Here is a 21,916-nt window from a genome sequence, read left to right as displayed (position 1 = left end):
AAACTGATTATTTATTCTCCCCTTTGCCTTTTGCCTCTTGCCTTTTGCCTGTCTTGATATGTAGCCTATACTCAACGGATTTAGTATCATAGTTGACTAATCGCAGAAAGCTCCGCGCAAGCGTAAATTTTCCCGCAATTCCTCGGTCATACCCACGTTATCGGCAAACTTTGCCCCCTTCACTTTTGCCCCGCTAAAATTCGCTTGAGTGATGTTGACTTCAACCAAATTAGCTCCTTCTAAATTGGAGCCAATTAAATTAGCTAAAGCCAAACTAGAACGGTAAAAATCAGCATAACTTAAATCGGCATTAGCTAATAAGGCTCCGCTTAAATCCGCTCCCTTAAAACTAGCATGACTGCCGTTAATTTCACTTAAATCAGCATCGGTTAAATTGGCCCCCCGCAGATTCGCTTGATAGAGATTAGCCATGCCTAAAGATATGCCACTTAATTCCGCTGCCAGGAGATTTGCCCCGGTAAAATCCGTTAGGGGATCCAGTTCAGCTAATTGGGCTAATTTCAGAAAATCATCACTAACAGCAGCATAAATTCCCTCGATTTGTGTCTGCAATTTCTCTAAATTTTCTGATGCTGCCGGTTGCGGTTCAACTAGAACATTATCTAATTCCACCTGCGATGAACCCAAAGAAATACGACTTAAAAAAGCATCAAATTGATTTTCCATTAGGAAAAATGCTAACTTTCGCTCTAAAATACTATGTTTATTGGGACTTAGATCGTGTTTCCATAATCCCGATGTTTCCGTGATACAAATATCGGCAGCTGTCAGCGAAAATTGCACCGTCAGATGATAAGGTTCTTCCTCCACACTGACGGTTCCTAGGTTAATCCTTTCGATCGCTCCTGTAAATATTGACTGAGGACTTTTGAAAGATAACCGCCATTGATGATTATTAATACGATTTATGTATAACTCTTGACTAGAAAGAGGATTTGGTGTTAGGTGACAATTAACTAAAACAAAATCTAATTTTCCTCCTTTTAGCCCCCATTTGATTTCCCCGCCGAGGAGAGATTGAATTTGAGCTTGTAGGTGTAAAGTTAAATATAAATCAAATTTTTGCGAGTCGGTGGCTACTGGTTCTAGGGTTAACGATACACTATCGGGATAGCGATCGAAGGCAGCTAAAAGACGCATAATCTAAAAAAGAAAAGTCAAAATAAACAGTAAAAAAGTGGTGTTTCTCTGGCTCCAAAGCCGAGAACTCACCCCTATTTAAAACAATAGCTGATTTTCTCGATCCTCGCTGAACATTTCTTCAGCGATCGCTGAATGATTACCCCTGAAAATCAAGGTTAAATTAGTTGACTTTCTCTTTTTTGCCGATATTGCCGTCCGCATTAAAAAACATCGGTAAAAAGCGTTCCATAAACATTTGTGGATCACGATTCCAGGCTTTTTGAGCCGCTTCTACCCGGAATAATTGCAATTTCGGGTCGAGAAGGGTTTGGGGTAAACGTTCCATCAGATATTGAGGACGTTCCCAGAGTGGCATAGTGGCGGCGATGTCCATTAAATGACCGAAGCGGCGCAATTCTGCCCCCAGGGTGATATCCATACCCGATTCATAGGCGGCCTGTTCGATCGCTGAGTATTTGGCCTTAGCTTTTTCGACTTTTTGCCGATGTTCGGGGCTTTTTTGGGCAATTTTGGCTAACCAACGATTGCCCCAACGCACATGGCCCGCTTCTTCGGGAAAGATTTTGGCGATCGTTTCCTGAATTTTCAGATTTTCCGGGGTTTGTTCCCCTGCTTTGAGGGCATAAATATGGGCGGCAAAGTATTCGCATCCCCGTTTTTCCGTGACGTTAATTGCCGCTAGGGCCGCAATCAGTCCATCTTCCCTTTGTTCTTCGCCTTGGAATTGATCTTGATCGAGAAGACGTTCAAATTCATCGATATAGGACAACCCCGGCGGTTTCCCCACATCGGCCCCCAATTCGATTAATAAATCGGTTAACCAGTAAGCATGGCGGGCTTCATCGGCGACGTGGTGGGAAAGCTCCTGGATCAGTTCTTTTGGTTGTCCGTCTAGGGTTTCGATCAGTTCGGTCAGGTCTTTACAGCTACGTTGTTCGTTGTAGCGGTAACGGTTGAGGGTGACAAGATGAATTTCGCGATCGCTAATGACACGCTTCATGATGTCGCGAGCGCTCATCGTCTTCTTGAATTTACGAGGGTAAGCAACGGTCATGATTTTGTATCGTTTTGTAAACGGCTTCCCGTATTCTAACGGAGTTTTTTCCCGATCTGGCAAGGGAGCGGCAAGTGACAAGCTTTTTTCAGTGTTGCCAAAGGCACGGCGTAGCCGTCCAGTAAACAGTAATCAGTGACCAGTGAAAGATAAGCTGCCCGCGCATTTAAATTGCTTGTGGAGATGAGATACTCTTTACTGTTGGCTCTTGCAAGAGTAAAGAGATTGGGGGGAGATTCGGCTAATCTAAGAATAAGCGGTTAAAATGCGTCTTAGCTTATCAAGGACAACTAGAACTGTCTATGAACACATTTACTCCCCATCAAATTGTTAGTTTATTCTGCAAAAATCGAACTTTATACGGAGAAGTAATTCAGGTTATCGAAAGTCGTTCGGCTCTTTGGGTGCGTCCTCTTTGGTTAATTATAGCCGATAATTTTGAGGCCATTGATGTGCGGGAATGCTCCGATTTAATTCTACCTATCAACTTATTTAACCCCGCCTTAGATACGGAAGTTTTACCCCTATTTTCTCAAGCAATTAAAGATAATTATATCGCCAATATTTCCTATCCTCTCCAGGACTTTGTGCAGAAAGTTTGTCAAAATTATCCCGAATATTTTCAGAAAAATCTATGATTGATGAAGGTTACGTTAAATACAATTGTACTTGGATTCCTGACCGTCCCTTAATAAGCTCAGAGATTGCAGAATTAAATTATTGGCGCAATCGCCTCTATCGACTGGGATTAATCGGTCAATACGATAACGGAATAGGTTTTGGGAATGTGAGTCAACGAGGAAAAATAGACAAAGAAATCATTATTTCTGGTACTAACACCGGGGGGATTCCAGTATTAAATGAATCCCATTACACCACAGTTATAGACTACGATTGGCGAGAAAATCGGGTCACTTGTCGGGGAACAATTGCCGCTTCTTCGGAAACTCTCACCCATGGAGCAATTTATGAAGCGAATCCCCAGATCAATGGGGTGATTCATATTCATCATCGCCCCCTGTGGCAAAATTTAATGTATCGAGTGCCGACCACTCAAGAAAATATCGCCTATGGAACCCCAGAAATGGCCGCAGAAATTATCCGTTTATGTCAAGAAGAGCGTCTAGAAGAGCAACAAATTTTAGTGATGAGTGGTCATGAAGAAGGAATTATCGCCTTTGGGCAAGATTTAGCAAAAGCGGGCAACTTATTATTATCCTACTACCAGCAATCTCAATCATCTTGAAAGTGACCTCCTTTCCAACTCACCGCCGGGGAGACAAAAGTGGTTTTGATTTAGTCGTTTTCATGTTAACTTATTCTGTAGATTTTCGTTTTTAAGGAATGCCATCGTGATCAACATCTTCCATCATCTATCTGTCTCGATCGACTTTTCGCCTCTTACCAATGTCTTGATGACTATTTCCGATCAAGACGTGGATATCATCGGCAATGTCCAGAAAGCCTTCTCAAATTTCGTCAAAACTGGGCAAGCATGGGCCCTATTAATCGGTTTCATTGCCGGTTATATGTTTCGAGGTTTTACTTCTTATTAGCTTTTCGCCTATGGGCATTCAGCCAGAGCGAGCAATTCTTGCTATTCTTATGTTTGTAGGGTTGGAGATTTTTCTAACCTGAAGCGGTAATGCTATCAGCGCCGGATTATTCCCCAAAATTGTCCAGCATATTTTGGTTAACTTTATCCACAATCATCGAACGAAAACAGTGACAGCAAAGAAAACTTGGAGCGATCGCTTTGAAGGTAGTCTCCATCCTACGATCGTGGAATTTAACGCCAGTATTGGCTTTGATATCGAATTAATCGAGTATGATCTCACCGGATCAATCGCTCACGCTAAAATGCTCGCCTATACGGGTATTATCAGCCCCGAAGAAGCTGATAGTCTCGTCTCTGGATTGGAACAAATTCGTCAAGAATACCGCACCGGCAACTTTAACCCCGGCATCGATCAAGAGGACGTGCATTTTGCCGTAGAACGTCGTTTAACCGAGATCGTGGGAGATGTGGGCAAAAAACTGCACACGGCCCGTTCGCGGAATGATCAGGTAGGAACGGATATACGTCTGTATCTTAGACAACAAATCGATGATATTAGGCAAGAAATTCGCAATTTTCAGCAAGCTTTAGTCAATCACGCTGAAAACCATCTCGAAACCCTGATCCCCGGTTACACCCACCTACAGCGCGCTCAACCGATTAGTTTAGCCCATCATCTCCTCGCTTATTTTCAAATGGCCGAACGGGATCACCAAAGATTAGGGCAAATTCGCGCCAGGACTAATATTTCGCCCCTAGGATGTGGCGCTTTAGCAGGGACGACTTTTCCGATTGATCGTCATTACAGCGCCAATTTACTCGATTTTGAGCAGGTGTATAACAATAGTCTCGATGGAGTCAGCGATCGAGATTTTGCCATTGAATTTATGACAGCCGCTAGTCTGATTATGGTCCACCTGAGCCGTTTGAGCGAAGAAATGATTCTCTGGTCTTCCCAAGAATTTAGTTTTATCACTCTCACCGATAGTTGTGCCACGGGATCTAGCATTATGCCCCAGAAAAAAAATCCCGACGTTCCCGAATTGGTGCGCGGCAAAACAGGGCGGGTTTTTGGGCATTTACAGGCGTTATTGACCTTAATGAAGGGTTTACCCCTAGCCTATAACAAAGACTTGCAGGAGGACAAGGAGGCGTTATTTGATGGCGTTAAAACCGTGCGGATTTGTTTGCAAGCGATGACGGTACTTTTAGCCACCGGAATTCAATTTAAAACTGACCGATTAGCTAACGCGGTGGCGGAAGATTTTTCTAATGCGACGGATGTGGCGGATTATTTAGCCAGTAAGGGGATTCCCTTCCGAGAAGCTTATAATTTAGTCGGGAAAGTGGTTAAAAGCAGTTTGGCAGCGGGTAAGTTATTAAAAGATTTAACCCTGACGGAATGGCAAGAATTACATCCGGCTTTTGAGGCCGATATCTACGACGCGATCGCTCCTCGTCAGGTGGTAGCGGCCCGTAATAGCTATGGTGGCACAGGTTTTGAACAAGTGCGATCGGCTTTAATTCAAGCTAAAGCCATTCTCGATCATGATTGATATTGTTAGGGGTTGGGGGATAGGTGTTAGGCAAAAGTCCTGACTTGAAAGAGGGTGTAGGGTGTGGGGTGTGGGGTGTAGGGAAGGAAACCTCTTTCTTCTGACAATTAGCCGAACCTCCCCCAATCCTTTTACTGTTGCCTTTTGCCTTTTGCCTTTTGCCTCGTCTCAACAAGCAATTTAAATTACGAACAGCTTATATATGGGTCGTGTTTGGCATTTTATTAAAAGTGTGATGGGAATTATCTTTCGTCATCCTGTAACTGGGGTGACAATAATTCCGCTGCTTGCTGATGGTACAATTGTTTTAATCCGACGCAGAGACACCGGTAAATGGGCCCTACCGGGGGGAATGATCGATTGGGGGGAAGATATTTTTAATACTGCTCAAAGGGAATTAAAAGAGGAAACAGGATTAAATTTAGTCAGTTTAGGGCGTTTAGTCGGGGTTTATTCCTCTTTTGAGCGTGATCCGCGCATTCACTCCATTTCAGTGTTAATTGAAGTTACAGCTGCGGGGAATTTTCAGATCAAAGATACATTAGAAGTTAGCGAGGTGAGAGCTTTTAGCGTCGAAACTTTACCTCTAGGCAATCTCAGTCACGATAATGGTCGCCAACTAGAAGATTATCTCAGGGGTGCCACTGTAGTGGCTTGATTTTTTTCTAGTATCTGCGACCCTAAGTAGCTGGTTATAATTAAATTAAAAATAGATTTTAGGTTCGATCCCCCCCAACCCCCCTTAAAAAGGGGGAAGAAGAGTTCATAGTAGGGTGGGTTAGACGGCAACAATCTAGGCGTTAAAGTCAATCTAACAATCCGTCGTAACCCACCGTTTTAGTCAACCGAAAGGATATTTGATTTATGTTTGAAAATAAGATTGATCTGGTTTTACGCGCGTTATAAGGAGATGTTGGGATGAATAGAGATTTATTATCTGGAGAGTACAAGCGCTTTCCAAAACACTGGGATGTAATTCCATTTACTAAAGCTTTTAAAGATATGACAGGGGGACAAACCAAAATTCCAAAAGGAGATTATTTAGAAAGGGGAGATATTCCCATAATAGATCAGGGGCAAGACTTGATTGGTGGTTATACTAACGAATACCAAGCTGTATGCGATATAAGACTTCCATGTGTGCTGTTTGGCGACCATACAAAAATATTCAAATTTATCACCAAACCATTCGCTTTAGGGGCTGATGGTGTCAAGGTATTGAGCGAGGCTAATAATATTGACCCTAAATTTGCGTATTATTTTCTGAATACGCTGAATCTCCCTGATGTCGGCTATAGCAGACATTTCCGCTTTCTGAAAAGAACTTTTTTCCCCCTCCCACCCCTCGAAGAACAGCGAAGAATTGCGGCAATTTTAGATAAAGCGGATGGGGTGCGACGCAAGCGCAAAGAAGCGATTCGGTTGACTGAGGAGTTATTGCGATCAACTTTCCTAGAGATGTTCGGTGATCCTGTTACTAATCCGAAAGGGTGGGAGATATGTGAAATTGGAAAGATAACAGATGTAAAAACTGGCAAGACTCCAAGTCGTGAAGATGAAGAAAACTATGGCGGAGATATTAGATGGGTAAAAACGACTGAAGTAAGAGAATTGATAATTAAAGAAACTGAGGAGTTTTTAACCAAAAAAGGAGCATCACAAGTATCCATTTTCCCCAAAAATACTATTTTGATAGCTATGTATGGGCAGGGCGCAACTAGAGGAAGAACAGCACTCTTGGGATTACCTTGTGCGACTAATCAAGCTTGTGCAGCAATTATGCCAAGCGAAAAATATGCGCCATTTTATTTATGGACATTGTTAAGGCTTTCATACGAAAGACTTAGAGAACTTGGACGTGGAGGAAATCAGCCGAATCTTAATCTTAGCATGGTCAAAAATTTTTTGATCCCCATGCCACCTCTGGAAAAACAAATATACTTCCAAAATATTGTACTGAACTTACAGTCTCAACGACAAAAAATGGATCTAAATCTGCAATATCATGACAATCTCTTTAATTCCCTTTTACAAAAGGCATTTAGGGGGGAATTGTAGCCATGGCAGCTGGCGGATTACTGCCATAATCTTGTGGGAAATGCCATTAAAAAAGACCGTTGGACAATTAACCAAGATTCAGCTACCGCCGCGGCGACTTCGACCTCTGCGGTTTTCGGGTGGTGTGCGTATTCGGGAGAACTCTCTAACCCTTTTTCTCTTTTTTCCCTTTTTACCCTCATTCCCTATTTTTTCTTTTTTCTTTTCTTTCCCGCCCTTAGGCGGGTCGATTTTTTTGAGAAAATGGCGTTAATGTTAAATTTTATTAAGGCAATGAAAGAATTATCGGTTATCAGTTGGGAAGGTGGTGTTATATTATGGGCAGTAAAGTTGCTCAAAAAGCCAGCTACAACCATGAGCGCTCTTGTCAAACCCTCTAGCCTGATTCCCAAAGGATTGCGGGTGCAACAGATTAATAATCTCACCCTATTCAAATTTACAGATGAACTGGGCGATCGGATGCAGACGCTTCTTGACAAAAAAAAAGCTGATGATCTCACCCCGGAGGAAGTCCTTGAGCTAGAAGCGATTGGCGAACTCGACCAAATTTTCAGCTACATCAACGCTGTCATTGCCGCCAGAGTAAATGGTCATTCCTAAATCGCTCTACCATATTGTTCGACAACGCGCTAGGTTCCGGTGTGAATACTGTCACTATCCCGAACTCCTCAGTTCCGCCCCTCTTTCGATTGACCATATTCAACCCTTTATCCAGAATGCCCGACGGCAATGGATAGCCGGCCAACTCCATCCACCCAAGGATGACCCACGACAGGAAATTAGTGAGACTTAAGGCGTGGTTTAAAAAAGGTTGATCGGGAGTAACAAAAGCTTAATCCTGATTATTTATTCGCCTTTTTGTCGTTTGCATGAGCAGAAACGGGTTTCTCCGAGAAACCCGTTTTCTGTGCGTTACTCAAGAGTTATCGGTTATCAGTTGGGAAGGTGGTGTTATATTATGGTTAGTAAAGTTGCTCAAAAAGCTGGTCAGGTTGCTATTAGAATAGTAAACGCTGATCAATATCTCAGCCCAGAAAAGAAAGAAGTTATCCTGTTATAATAAAGTTAATTGATAAGTAGGTAGGCGTTAAAAATTATCAGATGCCCCCTTATCAAGGGGGATCCCCCCGCCTACCGGCACCCCCCTTATCAAGGGGGGCAGGGGGGATCGAACCTAAAGTCCATTTTTCATTTAATTATAACCAGCTACTTATTTGCTTAATTTAAGTTATGAACCTCAATCTTTATCTGGAAGATGAATTAAGTCAGCAACTACAGGCTTTATCTCACTCTACAGGCAAATCCCAGAATGCTTTGATTCGAGAAGCAATACAGCTTTTAATTACCACAAAAGAACAGTCGCAATGGTCGTCAACTATCCTTAATTTTCAAGGTATAAGTGATGCTATTGTTTTTGAAGCTTATAGAGAGGAACTTTCCCCACCTAGAGAAGATGAGGTGATTTAGTGCTGGTTTTGCTCGATACTTGTACGATTAGTGATTTTGTCAAAGGTGATAGCAACACTCTAGTGCAGATCAAAAATCACTCTCCTAGGGAAATTGCCGTTTCTGCGATAACTTTAATGGAAATCGAATATGGACTACTTCTTAATCCAGCGAAGGCAAAGAAAATAAGACCCATTCTTGACAAATTTCTTGCTTCTATCTCAATTCTTGCCTTTGGCAATCAAGAAGCGATTTGCGCCGCTCAAATTAGAGCAGCTCTCAAACAATCCGGCACTCCCATTGGTGCTTACGATCTGTTAATCGGTGCAACGGCGATTACTCATAATCTTAAATTAATTACGGCCAATCCCCAAGAATTTGCTCGTATTCAAGGATTATCGTGGGAGAATTGGCGTTAAAGCTAATCGCCTAACTAATTCGAGAATATATAGGGTTTGCTGAATAAATCTAAAAACCTTGTTGGATAAGGTTTTTAGACTTTTTTTCCCTCAAAAAGTGCCGACCATTGGAGTGATTGGGGGGAAAATTCAGGGACTTTTTCCCTGAAAATTAGGTAAAACCCCACACTCGGCCCCCAGGAAAAACTTTTTGCCGCATACCCTAAATATTGGCTTTCTCTCTTCAACGGCTGATTCCGCGAAGTTGCTCCAGAAGTTGATCAAGAATGTCTTCCATCTCTTCCGGGCTTCTGCCCATCCTGACCGGTCCGCGCAGAAACTCTTTAACCGTTATTTTTTTATCGCGGAAGTCACGGACAAAATTATAGACTTTTTCGGTGGATTGAACTTGTAATTTCATCTCCTCTAGCATTTGCTCAATCGGGTCGATGCCATCCTTCTCACAAGCGCGACTGGCCCTCACCATCTCGCCTTCCGGGGTATTTCGCACCGAGCGCAGTTCTCTTTTCAGGTTCTCGTATTGCTTTTTAAGTAGTTCGTTATTGGTTTCAACCCTCTCGCACTGTCGTTGGAGGTCGCTTTCCGATGAGCCTTCAACCGCGAAAGAGTCCCCCATTTGATGCTGTCGTTCGATTTCCAGCAGTCTGGCAATATCTCCCTCTTTATAGGCACGGTTGACTTCCTTCATAATCTCGTTGTGACGCATCCGAGTTTCGGGGTCTGTAACCTTGTCGGGGTGAAAAATCTCAGCCATTCTCAGGAAAGTGCGGCGTATTTGTCTAGATTCAGGAGATTTAGGCGAGCTTTCAGGTGATATCTCTGTTCCATCATCGTGACGGCCGTAGGAGTCTCCCCCAGAGAAGAAATCCTGCGCGGATTGCTCCGATGATCCTTCCGACTCTTCGTCTCCGAAAAGTTCGTCTAGTTCTTCATCTCCATCGTCAAATTTTGGGCTAATCACCCCCGTTAACTGAAGTGTCTCGTAAATTCCGAGAATCCTTTTTTTTGTCTGCTGCCCCATTTTTCTAGCAGTGAGGATTTCGTCAAAAAGGGCGTGTATTTCGCGGTCGAGGTCGGTAAGTTTTTGATAGAGGGGTTGCCCTCTCTGGAAAATCTCCGTCGCTAAGGAACGCATCTGGTCGAGGAATTTCTTCAGTTCGTTGCGTTTTCTGCCAATCTGCTTGAGGAGCCACTGATGCTCCTCCTCTAAAGCTTGGAGACGAAAATGTAGGGAAGACAGAGCCAAGGAAGGAGAGGTGGGCGAATCAGAGGAGTTCGGTGATTTCGGCTGTTTGGATCTGGTCATTACTTTGGGGTGAAAGCATATTGTCCATTCTACCAAGCCGCAAGGAACCGCATTCCTAAAACTCACCCTTGGCTCATTTTGTTGTTTCTCCCCACTTCCATCACCCCATCACCCCTGCTCCAGCGCCCTACGGAAACCTTTTTAAGTGGCTAGAAGCTAGATATATCAATGGTCTTAATTAATTCTTATCAATCGAATTAAATTTTTGTAAATAAAATTCTCGCTCGGATTAATTATTTTTTCCAAATTCCGCTAGACTTATTTAGTAAGTTCAATCGAGATTCAATATTCCATAGCTAAATTTCTATAGCACGGGCTAGAAGGGAAGTTTAGCGAGGGATTCCTTTACCCATAATTCAGCACACATATTTGCTTTAGCAGCAGGTAGGAGGATTCTATGTCAAATTTTTCGAGACGGAAATTTTTAACCACGGCGGCAGTTTCAGCCGCAGGGGCTGTTGTCCTCAAAGGTTGTGTGGGTAATCCCCCCGACAGTACGGGTGGAACCACCACCACCGCGCCCGCTTCCCCGGCAGCCTCTCCCGTAGCGGTGGCCCCCGGAGAGGCCCCCGAAACCACCAAAATTAAATTAGGTTATATCCCGATTGTTGAATCAGCACCTTTAATTATTGCCAAGGAAAAAGGCTTTTTTGCTAAATACGGGATGCCCGATGTGGAAGTCTCCAAACAAGCAAACTGGGGATCCGCTAGAGATAACGTCGAAATTGGGGCAGATGCGGGCGGAATTGACGGGGGACAGTGGCAAATGCCCATGCCTTACCTAATTTCTGAGGGACTAATCACTAAAAATAACGTTAAAGTCCCCATGTATGTGTTAGCGCAGTTAAACACCCAGGGTAACGGAATTGCGATTGCGGGTAAACACGAGGGCAAAAATATCGGTTTAGACCTAAAACCCGCCAAAGATTACATCCTCGGCATGAAAACGACGGGAACTCCCTTCAAAGCTGCCTATACCTTCCCGAAAGCTAATCAGGACTTCTGGATTCGTTACTGGTTAGCCGCCGGTGGTATTAACCCCGATACGGATATTAACCTAATTGCCGTACCCGCAGCCCAAACCGTGGCCAACATGAAAACGGGAACCATGGATGCGTTTAGTACCGGTGATCCTTGGCCGGCGAGAATTGTGGCTGATCAGATCGGTTTTATGTCAGCTTTAACCGCAGAAATCTGGCCCTATCACCCAGAAGAATACCTCGCTATCCGCGCCGATTGGGTGGATAAAAACCCGAAAGCCACCAAAGCGGTGTTAAAAGGAATTATGGAAGCGCAGCAATGGCTCGATCAAGAGGCAAATCGGGCAGAAGCGGCGGCAATTCTCGCTAAACCGGCTTATTTCAACCTCAAAGAAGAAATTATCGCCGGTCCCCTCAAAGGAATGCAGAAAATGGGTGACGGTAAACCGGAAATCACCGACAAAAATAAAGGGGTTTTCTACTGGAAAGATCCCGCCGGTAGCGTTTCCTATCCCTACAAGAGTCATGATCTCTGGTTTTTAACCGAAAGTGTTCGTTGGGGTTTCTTGCCGAAAGAAACTTTAACCACTGCCTCAGCATTAATCGACAAAGTTAACCGCGAGGATCTTTGGAAAGCGGCAGCCACAGAATTAGGAGTTCCTGCGGCCGATATTCCCACCAGTACCTCCCGGGGTGTCGAAAAATTCTTTGATGGCAAAACTTTTGATCCTGCCAATCCCCAAGCTTATCTCGATAGTTTGGAGATCAAAAAATAGCGAGCTTTTCTCGATAGCCTAGGGGCATAAAATATCTAGTCTATTAATCCCAAAAATGTTTTCTTCTCTCCCCAATCAAGTAACTTTATCTTCAACAAAGGAAAACGGCAAAATGGCAAGTAGCGTCAGCAGAACAGGTAAAGGTGGTTTCAACTTCAGTAAATTCTGGAAAAAGCATTCCCAAGACATTCTTCCCCCTATTATCGGTACCTTGGCTTTTCTGATTGTTTGGCAATTAGTCTCGATGCTGGGATTAATCAAATTACCCCCCCCATCCGACCTAATCACCAATGAACGGACTCGTACTTATTTAATGTATCCTTTCTTTGATCGTGGGGGCATTGATAAAGGACTATTCTGGCAAACTTTAGCCAGTCTGCAACGGGTATTAATCGGTTATTCTTTAGCCGCAGTGGTGGGTATTGGCGTTGGGATTATGGTCGGTTTAAATTCTTTCTTAAATAAGGCACTCGATCCCCTTTTCCAATTCCTGAGAACAGTTCCTCCTCTTGCTTGGGTTCCCCTATCTTTGGCCGCTTTACAACAAAACCAACCTGCTGCTTTATTCGTTATCTTTATTACCGCAGTTTGGCCGATTTTGATTAATACCACCGTCGGTGTCCAACAAATTCCCCAAGACTATATCAACGTTAAACAAGTCTTGCAATTGTCCAGCAAAAAATTCTTTTTCAAGATATTAATTCCCTCGGCACTTCCCTACATATTCACTGGTTTGAGAATTGCGATCGGTTTAGCTTGGTTAGCGATTATTGCGGCGGAAATTGTTATGTCGGGTATCGTCGGTATCGGTTTCTTTATCTGGGATGCCTACCAAAATAACTACATCAGCGATATTATTCTCGCGCTGTTTTATATCGGTGGTGTGGGTTTATTACTCGATCGCTTTATGGCTTGGTTGCAAACTCAAATCGTTCGTCAATAGGGAATCGATGGGGAAAATTTCCCCATTTCTAAATAACTGAAAATTGAGCAAATTTAAGGAGAAAAAAACTATGAGTTTGTTTGTCGCTGTCGATAACATCGATAAAGTATTCCCCCTCAGTGGTGGCGGTGAATATGTGGCCTTAAAAGGGATCAATTTACAGATCAAAAAAGGGGAATTTATCTCCCTCATCGGTCACTCCGGTTGCGGAAAATCCACCCTCTTAAACATGATTGCTGGTTTAGATTTGCCCACGGAAGGAGTGGTGACTTTGCAAGGTCAAAGCATTAAAAAACCGGGGCCTGATCGCATGGTAGTCTTCCAAAACTATTCCCTTTTGCCCTGGTTAACCGTCAAAGAAAATATCACTCTAGCCGTCGATCAAGTTCTCGCCCAACTATCAGAAGACGAAAGAAAAGCTGAAGTCGAAAAATATATCGATCTGGTCAATCTTCGTCATGCAGTGGATAAACGTCCCAACGAATTATCGGGGGGGATGAAACAACGGGTAGCGATCGCTCGCGCCCTAGCCATCCGTCCGAAAGTCCTCCTTTTAGATGAACCCTTTGGGGCGTTAGATGCCCTGACTAGAGGTAATCTACAGGAACAGTTAATGCAGCTGTGCGAAGAATACCAAATGACCTCGGTAATGGTGACGCACGATGTGGATGAAGCGGTGCTATTATCCGATCGCATCGTCATGCTCACCAACGGTCCTGGCTCAAAAATTGGCGGTATTTTGGAAGTAGATATCCCCCGTCCCCGCAAACGCATGGAAGTGGTGGAACACCCCAGTTACTACAGTCTCCGGAGCGAAATTATCTATTTCCTCAACCAACAAAAACGGATCAAAAAACTACGCGCTCGCAAAGTCGAAGTGATTGCCCGTCACGGTTTAGAAAAAGTCAATCTAGAGATCGGTTTTGTTCCCCTCACCGCTTGCGCGCCCCTAGCAGTGGCCAAAGAAAAGGGATTCTTTACTAAACATGGTCTAGATGAGGTAAATTTGGTCCGGGAAACCAGTTGGCGAGGCGTTGTGGACGGGATCGCGGGGGGATTCCTCGACGGGGCGCAAATGCCTTCAGGAATGCCCACCTGGTTAACCGTCGGTGGTTATCAGGAGCAACCTTTGCCGATTGTCAGCGCCCTGACTATGACTCGTAACGGTAACGGTGTCACCCTCGCTAAACGCTTCTATGACGAGGGGGTGATTGACGGTAACGCCTTAAGACAGATGCTATTGGAATCGAGGGATCAGCGCCATATTTTTGGCATGGTTCACCCCTCCTCGATGCACAATTTGCTCCTGCGTTACTGGTTAGCGGCCTCTGGTATTGACCCCGATCAAGACGTTCACCTCGAAACTATTCCCCCGGCCCAAATGGTAGCCGACCTGAAAACCGGTAGTATTGACGGTTACTGTGTCGGTGAACCCTGGAACCTACGGGCCGCTATGGAAGATATCGGTTACACTGTCGCTACCGACTTAGAAATCTGGCAGGGCCACCCGGGTAAGGCCCTGGGAGTCCGGGAAGATTGGGCCAATAAATACCCTAATACCCACGTCGCTTTAGTTAAAGCACTGCTGGAAGGTTGTCGCTACTGTGCCGAGGAAGGGAATCAGGAAGAAATTCGTCGAATCCTCGCCAGTCGTCAGTACCTTAGTACCAATATCGATTATATCCAACTGGGTGATCCCAACTCCTATGCGTGCAGTCTCGATCGACCGATGAAAGAATATGCACACCATCTGTTCTATGGAGATGGGGTAAATCGTCCCAGTCGTACCGAACACCTCTGGATGATGACCCAAATGGCACGCTGGGGCCACATTCCTTTCCCGCGTAACTGGGTAGAAATTCTCGAACGCGTCTGTCGGGTGGGTGTCTTCAGTACCGCGGCCCGGGAATTGGGTCTAGGGGATATTAAATATCGTCGCACACCGATCCTTTTATTCGATGGTATCGAGTTTGATGCCGAGGATCCGATCGGTTATCTCAATAGTTTAGAGATCAAACAAAACGTCACTATGGCCGAAGTGGCTATTGATGCTCGTCCTAGTGCCAGTGAATCCCGCAAAATTGCCTAAAAATCGACTAAGGGGATAATTCCTAACCAATTATCCCTAGCCATTGCTCCTATTATCTAATTTCCCCCAAAGACTAATCATGTACACCACCACCGACACCGTTAACCGAGTAACCCAGACCCCCACTAAAGAAGCTTTTGTTACCATTGAAGGAGTTTCTAAGGTTTATCCCACTCCCAGAGGCCCCTACACCGTCCTCAAGGATGTTAATCTCAGCATCAATGAAGGTGAATTTATCTGCGTGATCGGTCACTCTGGTTGCGGTAAATCGACCCTATTAAATATGGTGTCGGGTTTTTCTTCTCCCACCGATGGCATCGTTAAAGTTAACGGTAAGACAATTACTAAACCCGGGCCCGATCGCATGGTAGTGTTTCAAAACTATGCTTTATTGCCTTGGTTAAGCGTTTTTGAAAATGTCTATCTCGCGGTAGATGCGGTGTCTCCCAATGCTCCAGAGGCACAAAAACGCTCGATCGTGCGCGACCATTTAGCTATGGTGGGTTTAACCGAAGCTATGGACAAAACCCCTCCCCAAATCTCCGGGGGGATGAAACAACGGGTTTCGATCGCCCGGGCCCTTTCTATCCGTCCGGAAGTGTTGATTCTTGATGAACCTTTCGGCGCTTTGGATGCGATTACCAAAGAGGAATTACAGGAAGAATTGCTGAAAATCTGGCAAGATAAACGCTGTACGGTCTTGATGATTACCCACGATATCGATGAGGCTCTTTTCCTCGCTGATAAGCTGGTAATGATGACCAATGGACCGGAAGCGAAAATCGGCGAAGTGATGAATATTCATTTCCCCCGTCCCCGCGATCGGGAGAGAATTATGGAGGATCCGGAATATTATCGTCTGCGTAACTATGCCCTCGACTTCCTCTATAATCGTTTCGCTCACGATGATGTCAGCTAGATGCGAGCATTTGTATTAGTTTGGGGTGCGGTTGACTTAATAGCGATCGCACCTAGATTTTTTTTCTAAGGAAGCCTTCTTCAAGTAAAATTATTTCTAAGTAGGTAGATTTTAAAAATTGTCAGATACCCCCCTTAATAAGGGGGCAGGGGGGATCAACGCCCCCTTATTAAGGGGGGATCAAGGGGGGATCAACGCCCCCCTTATTAAGGGGGGATTAAGGGGGGATCAGCACCCCCCTTATAAAGGGGGGATTAAGGGGGGATCAGCTTACTTGTTAGCTAAATAGAACAATTAGCAATAAAATACAATAATAATTTTTACTTTTTACTTAATCGATCATGCTCAAACAGATACGGAAACTACTTATCAATTTCGGTCAACAATGGCGCAATGAAGATTTCATGAGGTCGATTCATCTCATTGAAAACTTAGTTTCTAAGGTTTTATCCGTAGCCTTAATTATTGTTATTATTGTTTCTCTTTATGATCTAGTAGTTATCCTAATCCGAGATTTATTTACTACGGAACCCATCGGTTTTTTTGGCAAAACTTTAATTGAAATTTTCGGTTTATTTCTCAATATTTTAATTGCATTAGAGTTATTAGAAAACATCACTGCTTACCTAAGAAAACACATCGTACAGGTTGAATTAGTCGTAGTTACGGCTTTAATTGCCATCTCTCGAAAAATTATTATTTTCGATCCCAACAAATACAGTAAAGATGATTTAATTGCGCTCACCGTGGGAACCTTAGCTTTAGCGGCAAGTTATTGGTTAATCAGAAAAGTTAATCGCGATAATCGCTCTTGAATTAAGGGAAAGGGATAGATTTTCTAAATCTATCCCTTCTAAATAGGGTGTGCTGAAAAAGTTTGTTGGTGGGGTTAAGGAGTCAGGAGTCAGGAGTCGGGAGTTTCAGGCCTTGTTGCCCTCTCTTTTTGTACCAATTTATGTACTAAAAGAAGGATAATGCAAGGTTTTTGAGAGTCCCAATCCGATTTTCGCAGCATGAACATCGGATTTTAACAGGTCAAAAGCCTTATTTTAAAAGGGTTTTACCATTATTCAGCAAACCCTAAATATTTAGGGTTTGCTGAATAAATCTAAAAACATTGTTCGATAATACTTTTAGACTTTTTTCCCCTTAAAAAGTGCCGGCCATTGGAGTAATCGGGGGGAAAATTCAGGGACTTTTTCCCTGAAAATTAGGTAATTGACCCCCTGAAAATGGGTAAAACCCTACACCCCACACCCTACACCCTACACCCCACCCCCAGGAAAAACTTTTTGCCGCAAACCCTATTTACTGGACTCTAGAAATATTACCCGCTTTAATCCAACCTTCGCGACCATCGGACAGACGCACGCGATGCCATTGCCCATCGCTGCTGGTTCCCACCACACTGACTTTAGTATTATAATCCAGACCGCCGAGACGAGTGGATTCACTGGTAGGTTCCGAGCGCAGACTTAAACCGCTTTGCCATGTCACCCGCGCTTGATAACCCTCGGATGTGGTTTCTTTTTTTGTTTCTTCGGGACTGGGTTTCGGGGCAGCTTTTGGTGCTGGGGCAGCTGTGGGAGACTCTTTCACCTCAGCTTGGGGTTGTTCTTGGACGGGAGTAGTGGGGATGGGTTTAGCGGCTTTTTCCTCCTTAGTTTCCTCTTTTTTCTCCTCGGTAAAGACGGGTTTAGGAGGATTAGAATTCATACCAGAGAGAAGTATATAGGCGACAGCAGTGGCCCCACCGACTAAAATGACCACTCCCAGGACAAAACCAACCATAAATTGTAATAAACCAGATAAACGCTTCATATTGGTGCTAAATTAACTGTTAGGATTAACATTAAAACGATCATCGCGAGAGGCTAAACGAGCTTTACCGGACTTGGCCCAATCCTGTAGAAACTGGATCTGTTCTTGAGCAGTGCGGGCTAGGGGTATAATCTGACTAGCGGCCTCAAGCACATCATCGGTGCTAAAGTCGCGATTTTGACTAAACCCGATGTGCATCGCTTCCACGATGGTTTGTTCGATTTCTGCCCCCGAAAAATCGGGAGTTTCGTAGGCTAGTCGCTTTATATCATAACTTTTTAGATTATGGGGCCGGACTTTCCCCAGATGAACGCTAAAAATCTCCTCGCGGGACTTTTGGCTAGGTAGTCCGACAAAAAATATCTCATCGAAGCGTCCTTTTCGCAACATTTCCGGGGGCAAAGATTGGATGTTATTAGCCGTAGCGACGACAAAAACTGGCGATTGTTTCTCCGCTAACCAAGTGATAAAAGTCCCGAAAACCCGTCCGGTGGTTCCTCCGTCGCCTTTTCCCTCCGCTCCGGCAAAAGCTTTATCGATTTCGTCTATCCACAGCACACAGGGAGCTAAAGCTTCGGCGAGATTAATCATCTGACGGGTGCGCGATTCCGATTCTCCCACCAATCCGCCAAATAAACGCCCCACGTCTAGACGTAGTAGGGGTAAGTGCCAATGATGGGAAATAGCTTTCGCTGTCAGGGATTTACCCGTTCCTTGAATTCCCACCAATAGTAAACCCCGGGGATTGGGTAAACCGTAGGCGCGGGCGCGTTCACTAAAAGCACCACCGCGACGAATCAGCCAATCTTTGAGATTATCTAGGCCGCCGATGTCAGAAATCTGCTCTGTGGCGGGATAAAAGTCCAATATCTGGGTTTGACGAATCGATTGGCGTTTTTCTGCCAAAATTAATTCCACGTCCTCTGGCTCAATTTTGCCGTGACTGGCTAAACATTTAGCTAAAACCCGACGAATTCTCTCTAGGGATAATCCTTGGGCAGAAAGCACTAATTCATCGAGGAGTGGTTCTTTGACGGGTTGTCCGGTGGCAGCGATTAATCGCTGAATTTCCTGTTTAATTTCTTCGCCACTGGGGAGGGGAAAATCGACGACGGTGATTACTTCGGTGAGATCCGAGGGGATAGACAGTTCGGGAGCGACGATAATTAGGTTTTTAGGCTGAGATTTCAGGGAACGGGCAAGATTACGCAATTTTCTGGCGATGGAAATATCTTCGAGAAAGCGCTGGAAATCGCGTAAAATCATGATGGCGGCGATGTTAGTCGGCAGCTTTTCGACGAATTCAAGAGCTTGCAGGGGATTACGCCGAGCAAAGTTCTCATTATTGGGATTATCTTGATAACCATCCACGAAATCCCAGACATAGACAGCACGGTTATTGCTCTGTTTGGCAATATCGGCGATCGCTTTTTCGAGACGTTCTTCTTCTAGGGTGGTAATATAGATGAGAGGATAGCGCGCCCGCAGCAGTAATTGAAATTCTTCACCAAAGCTCATAGCTATTCGTCTATAGTTGTTGCTATTTATATCATCATCAGAAAATATAGCAGTTAGCCGTCAGTCAAATAAGGATGGCAGGTAAGCCGTACACTACATTTTAAGATAAGTTAAGCTCGTCTATAAAAAGATTTTAAAAAAACCAATTTACGCTTGTATTTTTTTAAATGTATGGTATAATGTCATTGCCTTAATCGAGATTAAACCTGTATTAACTAAATCAATATCTTGTTAATTAGATTAAGCTTTAGTAAATTAAATCGGCCCATTAGGAGGGTAAGCCAATCTTAACAATCCTTGATCAAATAAACTTTATGTGAGTTGCTTACCCAGAGGCCGGTTCAGGCATATTTAAGTAGAATTTGCCATCTCAATTGTTAAGCAAAAATCAACCAAATGGGTCGAGTTCGTAACTATGATGATTGACTGGTATCACTTGAAATGCCGACGCGGATCACAAGTCAATTGTCAATAGCGTTTGAGATGCTCTCACCCTGGCCTATTAGGGGTTAACCACAGAAACCAAAAACCTAACTAAAGCTTTTTAAAGTTACTCATTCCTGTAGCTATATAACTAAAATAAGTAACTTTTGCCACCGATAGATTTTAAGAACGTTAAGTACCTAAGCAAAATTAATTACACATTTCGATAAAGCTTTTGCCTCTTGCCTATTGCCTCTTGCCTGTTTTCACTAGGAAATTTATTTTGCACGACTACTTATCAGGTATAATCAAGATATGAAGCTAGTTGAACGTCATATTATCAGTCAAAACCATCCCTTCTGGTCAGAAATCGACCATTATGCCTTTTTGTCAAAAAATTTGTTCAATCTAGCTAACTACCATTATCGCCAATATTTCTTTGAAAACTCCCAAAAACTGAGTTTCAATCAACTCTATTATCTGGTATCTAAAACCTCAGATTATTTAGCTTTACCCACGAAAGTGAGCAAGCAGATAATCAGAAGATTGGAGCAAGCTTGGGTTAGTTATTTTGCCGCTTTTAGAGCTTGGAAAAAACACCCTGAAAAATTTTTAGGAAAACCCAAAATTATTAAGTATAAGGACAAAACCAAAGGAAGAAACCTGCTGATATATTCTCAGGAATCAATTTATAAAAAACCTCTAAAAGAAGGAATTTGTCACTTGTCTATGAGCGACTTAAAAATTACCACTTCCCGAAGAGAAATAATTGAGGTGAGAATTGTCCCCAAAAGTAGCTGTTATGTCATTGAAATAGTCTATGAAAGACGGTCGGAAACCACAGATAAACAAGAGATAGCTGGGATAGATTTAGGAGTTAATAACTTAATGGCTGTAACTACAAATCAAACAGGTGTAGCACCTCTTTTGGTAAATGGCAGACCGTTAAAAGCAATTAACACCTTCTACAACAAACAACGTTCCCGCTTACAATCTCAACTGAAAACCCAAAATAATCAACCCTCATCTAAGAGATTGCTATTCCTGACCCATAAACGAAACTGTCGAGTAGAAAATTATCTACACACAGCCAGTAAAAGAGTAATAGATTGGTGTACTATTCATCAAATAGGGACGTTAATAATTGGGCATAATGAGTGGATGAAACAATCTCTTAATCTAGGAAAAAGGAATAATCAACAATTTGTCAATATTCCCCATAATAGATTAATAGAAATGTTAACCTACAAAGCTCAATTAAAAGGAATAAAAGTTATAATAACTGAAGAATCCTATACCTCACAATCCATTGCTTTAGATAGGGATGAGTTACCTAAATATGGTGAAGAAAAACCATTATTTAAGGGAAAAAGGTTAGCTAGGGGACTTTATAAAATGGAAACAAATCAGTTGTTAAATGCCGATGTCAATGGGGCATTTAACATCATTAGAAAAGTAATTCCTGATGTCATTGACCAGGGAATAAAGGGTTTGCCGTTTAATCCTGTAGTGCTTGACCCACTACGAATGACTAAGCTTTCAGGCTTTTAAGTAAGTTTGAGTAAGTTTAGTTGAGCGGTAACAAAAGTTAGTCATAGGTTGGCCGTTTCTTTTCTGTAAATTAATTTCAGCCTTTCTCACAACCATTTCCTAAGGAGGGTTCAATTCATGTTTAAACTAGCTGCAGACTTTTTATCTTTGGATTTTCTCTGCCGACCAAATCAGAAAAATAAGCCAGAAAGTAAGGTTCTTCGGTTTGTCTTATGCAATGGACGGGGTTATAAGGAATGAAACCTTTATAGAGACAGACATTGCCGCAATTTTTGTCAATTGTTTGCGATCTGGAGCGAACTAATCAATTAAATCTCTTGCCAGATAAGGATTGA

Annotated in this window: 22 protein-coding genes; 16 read left to right on the top strand and 6 right to left on the bottom strand. The window is 43.4% G+C overall.

The window, feature by feature from the left end; translation table 11 throughout:
* Positions 1-96 precede the first annotated feature (96 nt).
* Both IM507_RS12065 and IM507_RS12060 read right to left on the bottom strand, forming a co-directional pair.
* Positions 97-1,161, bottom strand: coding sequence for a pentapeptide repeat-containing protein (locus IM507_RS12065; RefSeq protein WP_287637085.1), 1,065 nt, complete (start codon positions 1,159-1,161; stop codon positions 97-99).
* A gap of 163 nt (positions 1,162-1,324) precedes the next feature.
* The gene (locus IM507_RS12060; RefSeq protein ID WP_287637084.1) at positions 1,325-2,218 is read right to left on the bottom strand and encodes a ferritin-like domain-containing protein; all 894 of its coding nucleotides are present in this window, start codon (positions 2,216-2,218) and stop codon (positions 1,325-1,327) included.
* 302 nt (positions 2,219-2,520) lie between these two features.
* Between IM507_RS12060 and IM507_RS12055 the strand changes: the two genes are divergently transcribed.
* The 6 genes from IM507_RS12055 to IM507_RS12030 all read left to right on the top strand — a co-directional run bounded on the left by IM507_RS12055 (position 2,521) and on the right by IM507_RS12030 (position 7,390).
* Positions 2,521-2,856 carry a hypothetical protein gene (locus IM507_RS12055; RefSeq protein ID WP_287637083.1) on the top strand — a complete coding sequence of 112 codons (336 nt, stop codon included), beginning with the start codon at positions 2,521-2,523 and terminating at the stop codon, positions 2,854-2,856.
* Positions 2,853-3,464: a class II aldolase/adducin family protein gene (locus IM507_RS12050; protein ID WP_287637082.1), complete on the top strand. Its 612-nt coding sequence runs from the start codon at positions 2,853-2,855 to the stop codon at positions 3,462-3,464. Before IM507_RS12055 ends, IM507_RS12050 begins: the two co-directional genes overlap by 4 nt.
* A 106-nt stretch (positions 3,465-3,570) precedes the next feature.
* On the top strand, positions 3,571-3,774 hold the full coding sequence (locus IM507_RS12045; RefSeq protein ID WP_287637081.1) for a hypothetical protein: 204 nt from the start codon (positions 3,571-3,573) through the stop codon (positions 3,772-3,774).
* A gap of 169 nt (positions 3,775-3,943) precedes the next feature.
* Entirely contained in the window at positions 3,944-5,332 is a 1,389-nt protein-coding gene (gene argH / locus IM507_RS12040) for an argininosuccinate lyase (protein ID WP_002735516.1), read from the top strand.
* A gap of 202 nt (positions 5,333-5,534) precedes the next feature.
* Positions 5,535-5,990: an NUDIX hydrolase gene (locus tag IM507_RS12035; protein WP_069474351.1), complete on the top strand. Its 456-nt coding sequence runs from the start codon at positions 5,535-5,537 to the stop codon at positions 5,988-5,990.
* A 260-nt stretch (positions 5,991-6,250) separates the two neighbouring features.
* Entirely contained in the window at positions 6,251-7,390 is a 1,140-nt protein-coding gene (locus tag IM507_RS12030; protein WP_069474350.1) for a restriction endonuclease subunit S, read from the top strand.
* A gap of 17 nt (positions 7,391-7,407) precedes the next feature.
* Here IM507_RS12030 and IM507_RS12025 read toward each other — a convergent pair whose 3' ends face one another.
* A complete protein-coding gene (locus IM507_RS12025) occupies positions 7,408-7,572 on the bottom strand; it encodes a hypothetical protein (protein WP_176721642.1) in 165 nt (54 codons plus the stop codon).
* Between the two features lie 70 nt (positions 7,573-7,642).
* Here IM507_RS12025 and IM507_RS12020 point away from each other — a divergent pair, with 70 nt between their 5' ends.
* From IM507_RS12020 to IM507_RS12005, 4 genes are all read left to right on the top strand, one after another.
* A complete protein-coding gene (locus IM507_RS12020) occupies positions 7,643-7,990 on the top strand; it encodes a hypothetical protein (protein ID WP_253852335.1) in 348 nt (115 codons plus the stop codon).
* The gene (locus IM507_RS12015) at positions 7,977-8,183 is read left to right on the top strand and encodes an HNH endonuclease (RefSeq protein WP_081330836.1); all 207 of its coding nucleotides are present in this window, start codon (positions 7,977-7,979) and stop codon (positions 8,181-8,183) included. The genes IM507_RS12020 and IM507_RS12015 overlap by 14 nt, the downstream gene beginning before the upstream one ends.
* 437 nt (positions 8,184-8,620) lie before the next feature.
* Positions 8,621-8,857, top strand: a complete 237-nt coding sequence (locus IM507_RS12010) for a ribbon-helix-helix domain-containing protein (protein WP_002736406.1) — start codon at positions 8,621-8,623, stop codon at positions 8,855-8,857.
* On the top strand, positions 8,857-9,255 hold the full coding sequence (locus IM507_RS12005) for a type II toxin-antitoxin system VapC family toxin (protein WP_002737815.1): 399 nt from the start codon (positions 8,857-8,859) through the stop codon (positions 9,253-9,255). The genes IM507_RS12010 and IM507_RS12005 overlap by 1 nt, the downstream gene beginning before the upstream one ends.
* Positions 9,256-9,478: 223 nt before the next feature.
* On the opposite strand, the gene IM507_RS12000 is transcribed toward IM507_RS12005, so the two are convergent.
* The gene (locus IM507_RS12000; RefSeq protein WP_123230776.1) at positions 9,479-10,561 is read right to left on the bottom strand and encodes a molecular chaperone DnaJ; all 1,083 of its coding nucleotides are present in this window, start codon (positions 10,559-10,561) and stop codon (positions 9,479-9,481) included.
* Positions 10,562-10,958: 397 nt separating this feature from the next.
* On the opposite strand from IM507_RS12000, the gene IM507_RS11995 reads away from it, so the two are divergent.
* The 5 genes from IM507_RS11995 to IM507_RS11975 all read left to right on the top strand — a co-directional run bounded on the left by IM507_RS11995 (position 10,959) and on the right by IM507_RS11975 (position 17,083).
* Entirely contained in the window at positions 10,959-12,317 is a 1,359-nt protein-coding gene (locus IM507_RS11995) for a CmpA/NrtA family ABC transporter substrate-binding protein (protein WP_287637079.1), read from the top strand.
* A gap of 112 nt (positions 12,318-12,429) precedes the next feature.
* Positions 12,430-13,260, top strand: a complete 831-nt coding sequence (gene ntrB, locus IM507_RS11990; protein WP_287637099.1) for a nitrate ABC transporter permease — start codon at positions 12,430-12,432, stop codon at positions 13,258-13,260.
* Between the two features lie 70 nt (positions 13,261-13,330).
* Positions 13,331-15,349: an ABC transporter ATP-binding/substrate-binding protein gene (locus tag IM507_RS11985; RefSeq protein WP_287637078.1), complete on the top strand. Its 2,019-nt coding sequence runs from the start codon at positions 13,331-13,333 to the stop codon at positions 15,347-15,349.
* A 79-nt stretch (positions 15,350-15,428) separates the two neighbouring features.
* The gene (locus IM507_RS11980) at positions 15,429-16,268 is read left to right on the top strand and encodes a nitrate ABC transporter ATP-binding protein (protein WP_002737031.1); all 840 of its coding nucleotides are present in this window, start codon (positions 15,429-15,431) and stop codon (positions 16,266-16,268) included.
* Between the two features lie 341 nt (positions 16,269-16,609).
* Positions 16,610-17,083, top strand: a complete 474-nt coding sequence (locus tag IM507_RS11975; protein ID WP_123230779.1) for a phosphate-starvation-inducible PsiE family protein — start codon at positions 16,610-16,612, stop codon at positions 17,081-17,083.
* 493 nt (positions 17,084-17,576) lie between these two features.
* On the opposite strand, the gene IM507_RS11970 is transcribed toward IM507_RS11975, so the two are convergent.
* Positions 17,577-18,089 (bottom strand): SH3 domain-containing protein, encoded by a 513-nt coding sequence (locus tag IM507_RS11970; protein WP_002737354.1) that lies wholly within the window; start codon positions 18,087-18,089, stop codon positions 17,577-17,579.
* A gap of 12 nt (positions 18,090-18,101) precedes the next feature.
* Positions 18,102-19,607, bottom strand: a complete 1,506-nt coding sequence (locus tag IM507_RS11965) for an AAA family ATPase (RefSeq protein WP_002738147.1) — start codon at positions 19,605-19,607, stop codon at positions 18,102-18,104.
* 738 nt (positions 19,608-20,345) lie between these two features.
* Between IM507_RS11965 and IM507_RS11960 the strand changes: the two genes are divergently transcribed.
* The gene (locus tag IM507_RS11960; RefSeq protein WP_002737665.1) at positions 20,346-21,581 is read left to right on the top strand and encodes an RNA-guided endonuclease InsQ/TnpB family protein; all 1,236 of its coding nucleotides are present in this window, start codon (positions 20,346-20,348) and stop codon (positions 21,579-21,581) included.
* Positions 21,582-21,916 lie beyond the last annotated feature (335 nt).

Origin of the sequence: Microcystis sp. M20BS1 (genome assembly GCF_020245305.1) — a bacterium.
Lineage (GTDB): Bacteria > Cyanobacteriota > Cyanobacteriia > Cyanobacteriales > Microcystaceae > Microcystis > Microcystis ichthyoblabe_A.
The sequence above is the reverse complement of the archived record's forward strand: the minus strand, read 5'-3'. Positions and strand labels throughout refer to the sequence as shown.

Bases quoted from the DNA above. Each gene is read 5' to 3' on its own strand.
- IM507_RS12065 (WP_287637085.1), bottom strand. From the start codon at position 1,161: ATGCGTCTTTTAGCTGCCTTCGATCGCTATCCCGATAGTGTATCGTTA.
- IM507_RS12060 (WP_287637084.1), bottom strand. From the start codon at position 2,218: ATGACCGTTGCTTACCCTCGTAAATTCAAGAAGACGATGAGCGCTCGC.
- IM507_RS12055 (WP_287637083.1), top strand. From the start codon at position 2,521: ATGAACACATTTACTCCCCATCAAATTGTTAGTTTATTCTGCAAAAAT.
- IM507_RS12050 (WP_287637082.1), top strand. From the start codon at position 2,853: ATGATTGATGAAGGTTACGTTAAATACAATTGTACTTGGATTCCTGAC.
- IM507_RS12035 (WP_069474351.1), top strand. From the start codon at position 5,535: ATGGGTCGTGTTTGGCATTTTATTAAAAGTGTGATGGGAATTATCTTT.
- IM507_RS12030 (WP_069474350.1), top strand. From the start codon at position 6,251: ATGAATAGAGATTTATTATCTGGAGAGTACAAGCGCTTTCCAAAACAC.
- IM507_RS12025 (WP_176721642.1), bottom strand. From the start codon at position 7,572: ATGAGGGTAAAAAGGGAAAAAAGAGAAAAAGGGTTAGAGAGTTCTCCC.
- IM507_RS12020 (WP_253852335.1), top strand. From the start codon at position 7,643: ATGTTAAATTTTATTAAGGCAATGAAAGAATTATCGGTTATCAGTTGG.
- IM507_RS12015 (WP_081330836.1), top strand. From the start codon at position 7,977: ATGGTCATTCCTAAATCGCTCTACCATATTGTTCGACAACGCGCTAGG.
- IM507_RS12010 (WP_002736406.1), top strand. From the start codon at position 8,621: ATGAACCTCAATCTTTATCTGGAAGATGAATTAAGTCAGCAACTACAG.
- IM507_RS12000 (WP_123230776.1), bottom strand. From the start codon at position 10,561: ATGACCAGATCCAAACAGCCGAAATCACCGAACTCCTCTGATTCGCCC.
- IM507_RS11995 (WP_287637079.1), top strand. From the start codon at position 10,959: ATGTCAAATTTTTCGAGACGGAAATTTTTAACCACGGCGGCAGTTTCA.
- ntrB (WP_287637099.1), top strand. From the start codon at position 12,430: ATGGCAAGTAGCGTCAGCAGAACAGGTAAAGGTGGTTTCAACTTCAGT.
- IM507_RS11985 (WP_287637078.1), top strand. From the start codon at position 13,331: ATGAGTTTGTTTGTCGCTGTCGATAACATCGATAAAGTATTCCCCCTC.
- IM507_RS11980 (WP_002737031.1), top strand. From the start codon at position 15,429: ATGTACACCACCACCGACACCGTTAACCGAGTAACCCAGACCCCCACT.
- IM507_RS11975 (WP_123230779.1), top strand. From the start codon at position 16,610: ATGCTCAAACAGATACGGAAACTACTTATCAATTTCGGTCAACAATGG.
- IM507_RS11970 (WP_002737354.1), bottom strand. From the start codon at position 18,089: ATGAAGCGTTTATCTGGTTTATTACAATTTATGGTTGGTTTTGTCCTG.
- IM507_RS11965 (WP_002738147.1), bottom strand. From the start codon at position 19,607: ATGAGCTTTGGTGAAGAATTTCAATTACTGCTGCGGGCGCGCTATCCT.
- IM507_RS11960 (WP_002737665.1), top strand. From the start codon at position 20,346: ATGAAGCTAGTTGAACGTCATATTATCAGTCAAAACCATCCCTTCTGG.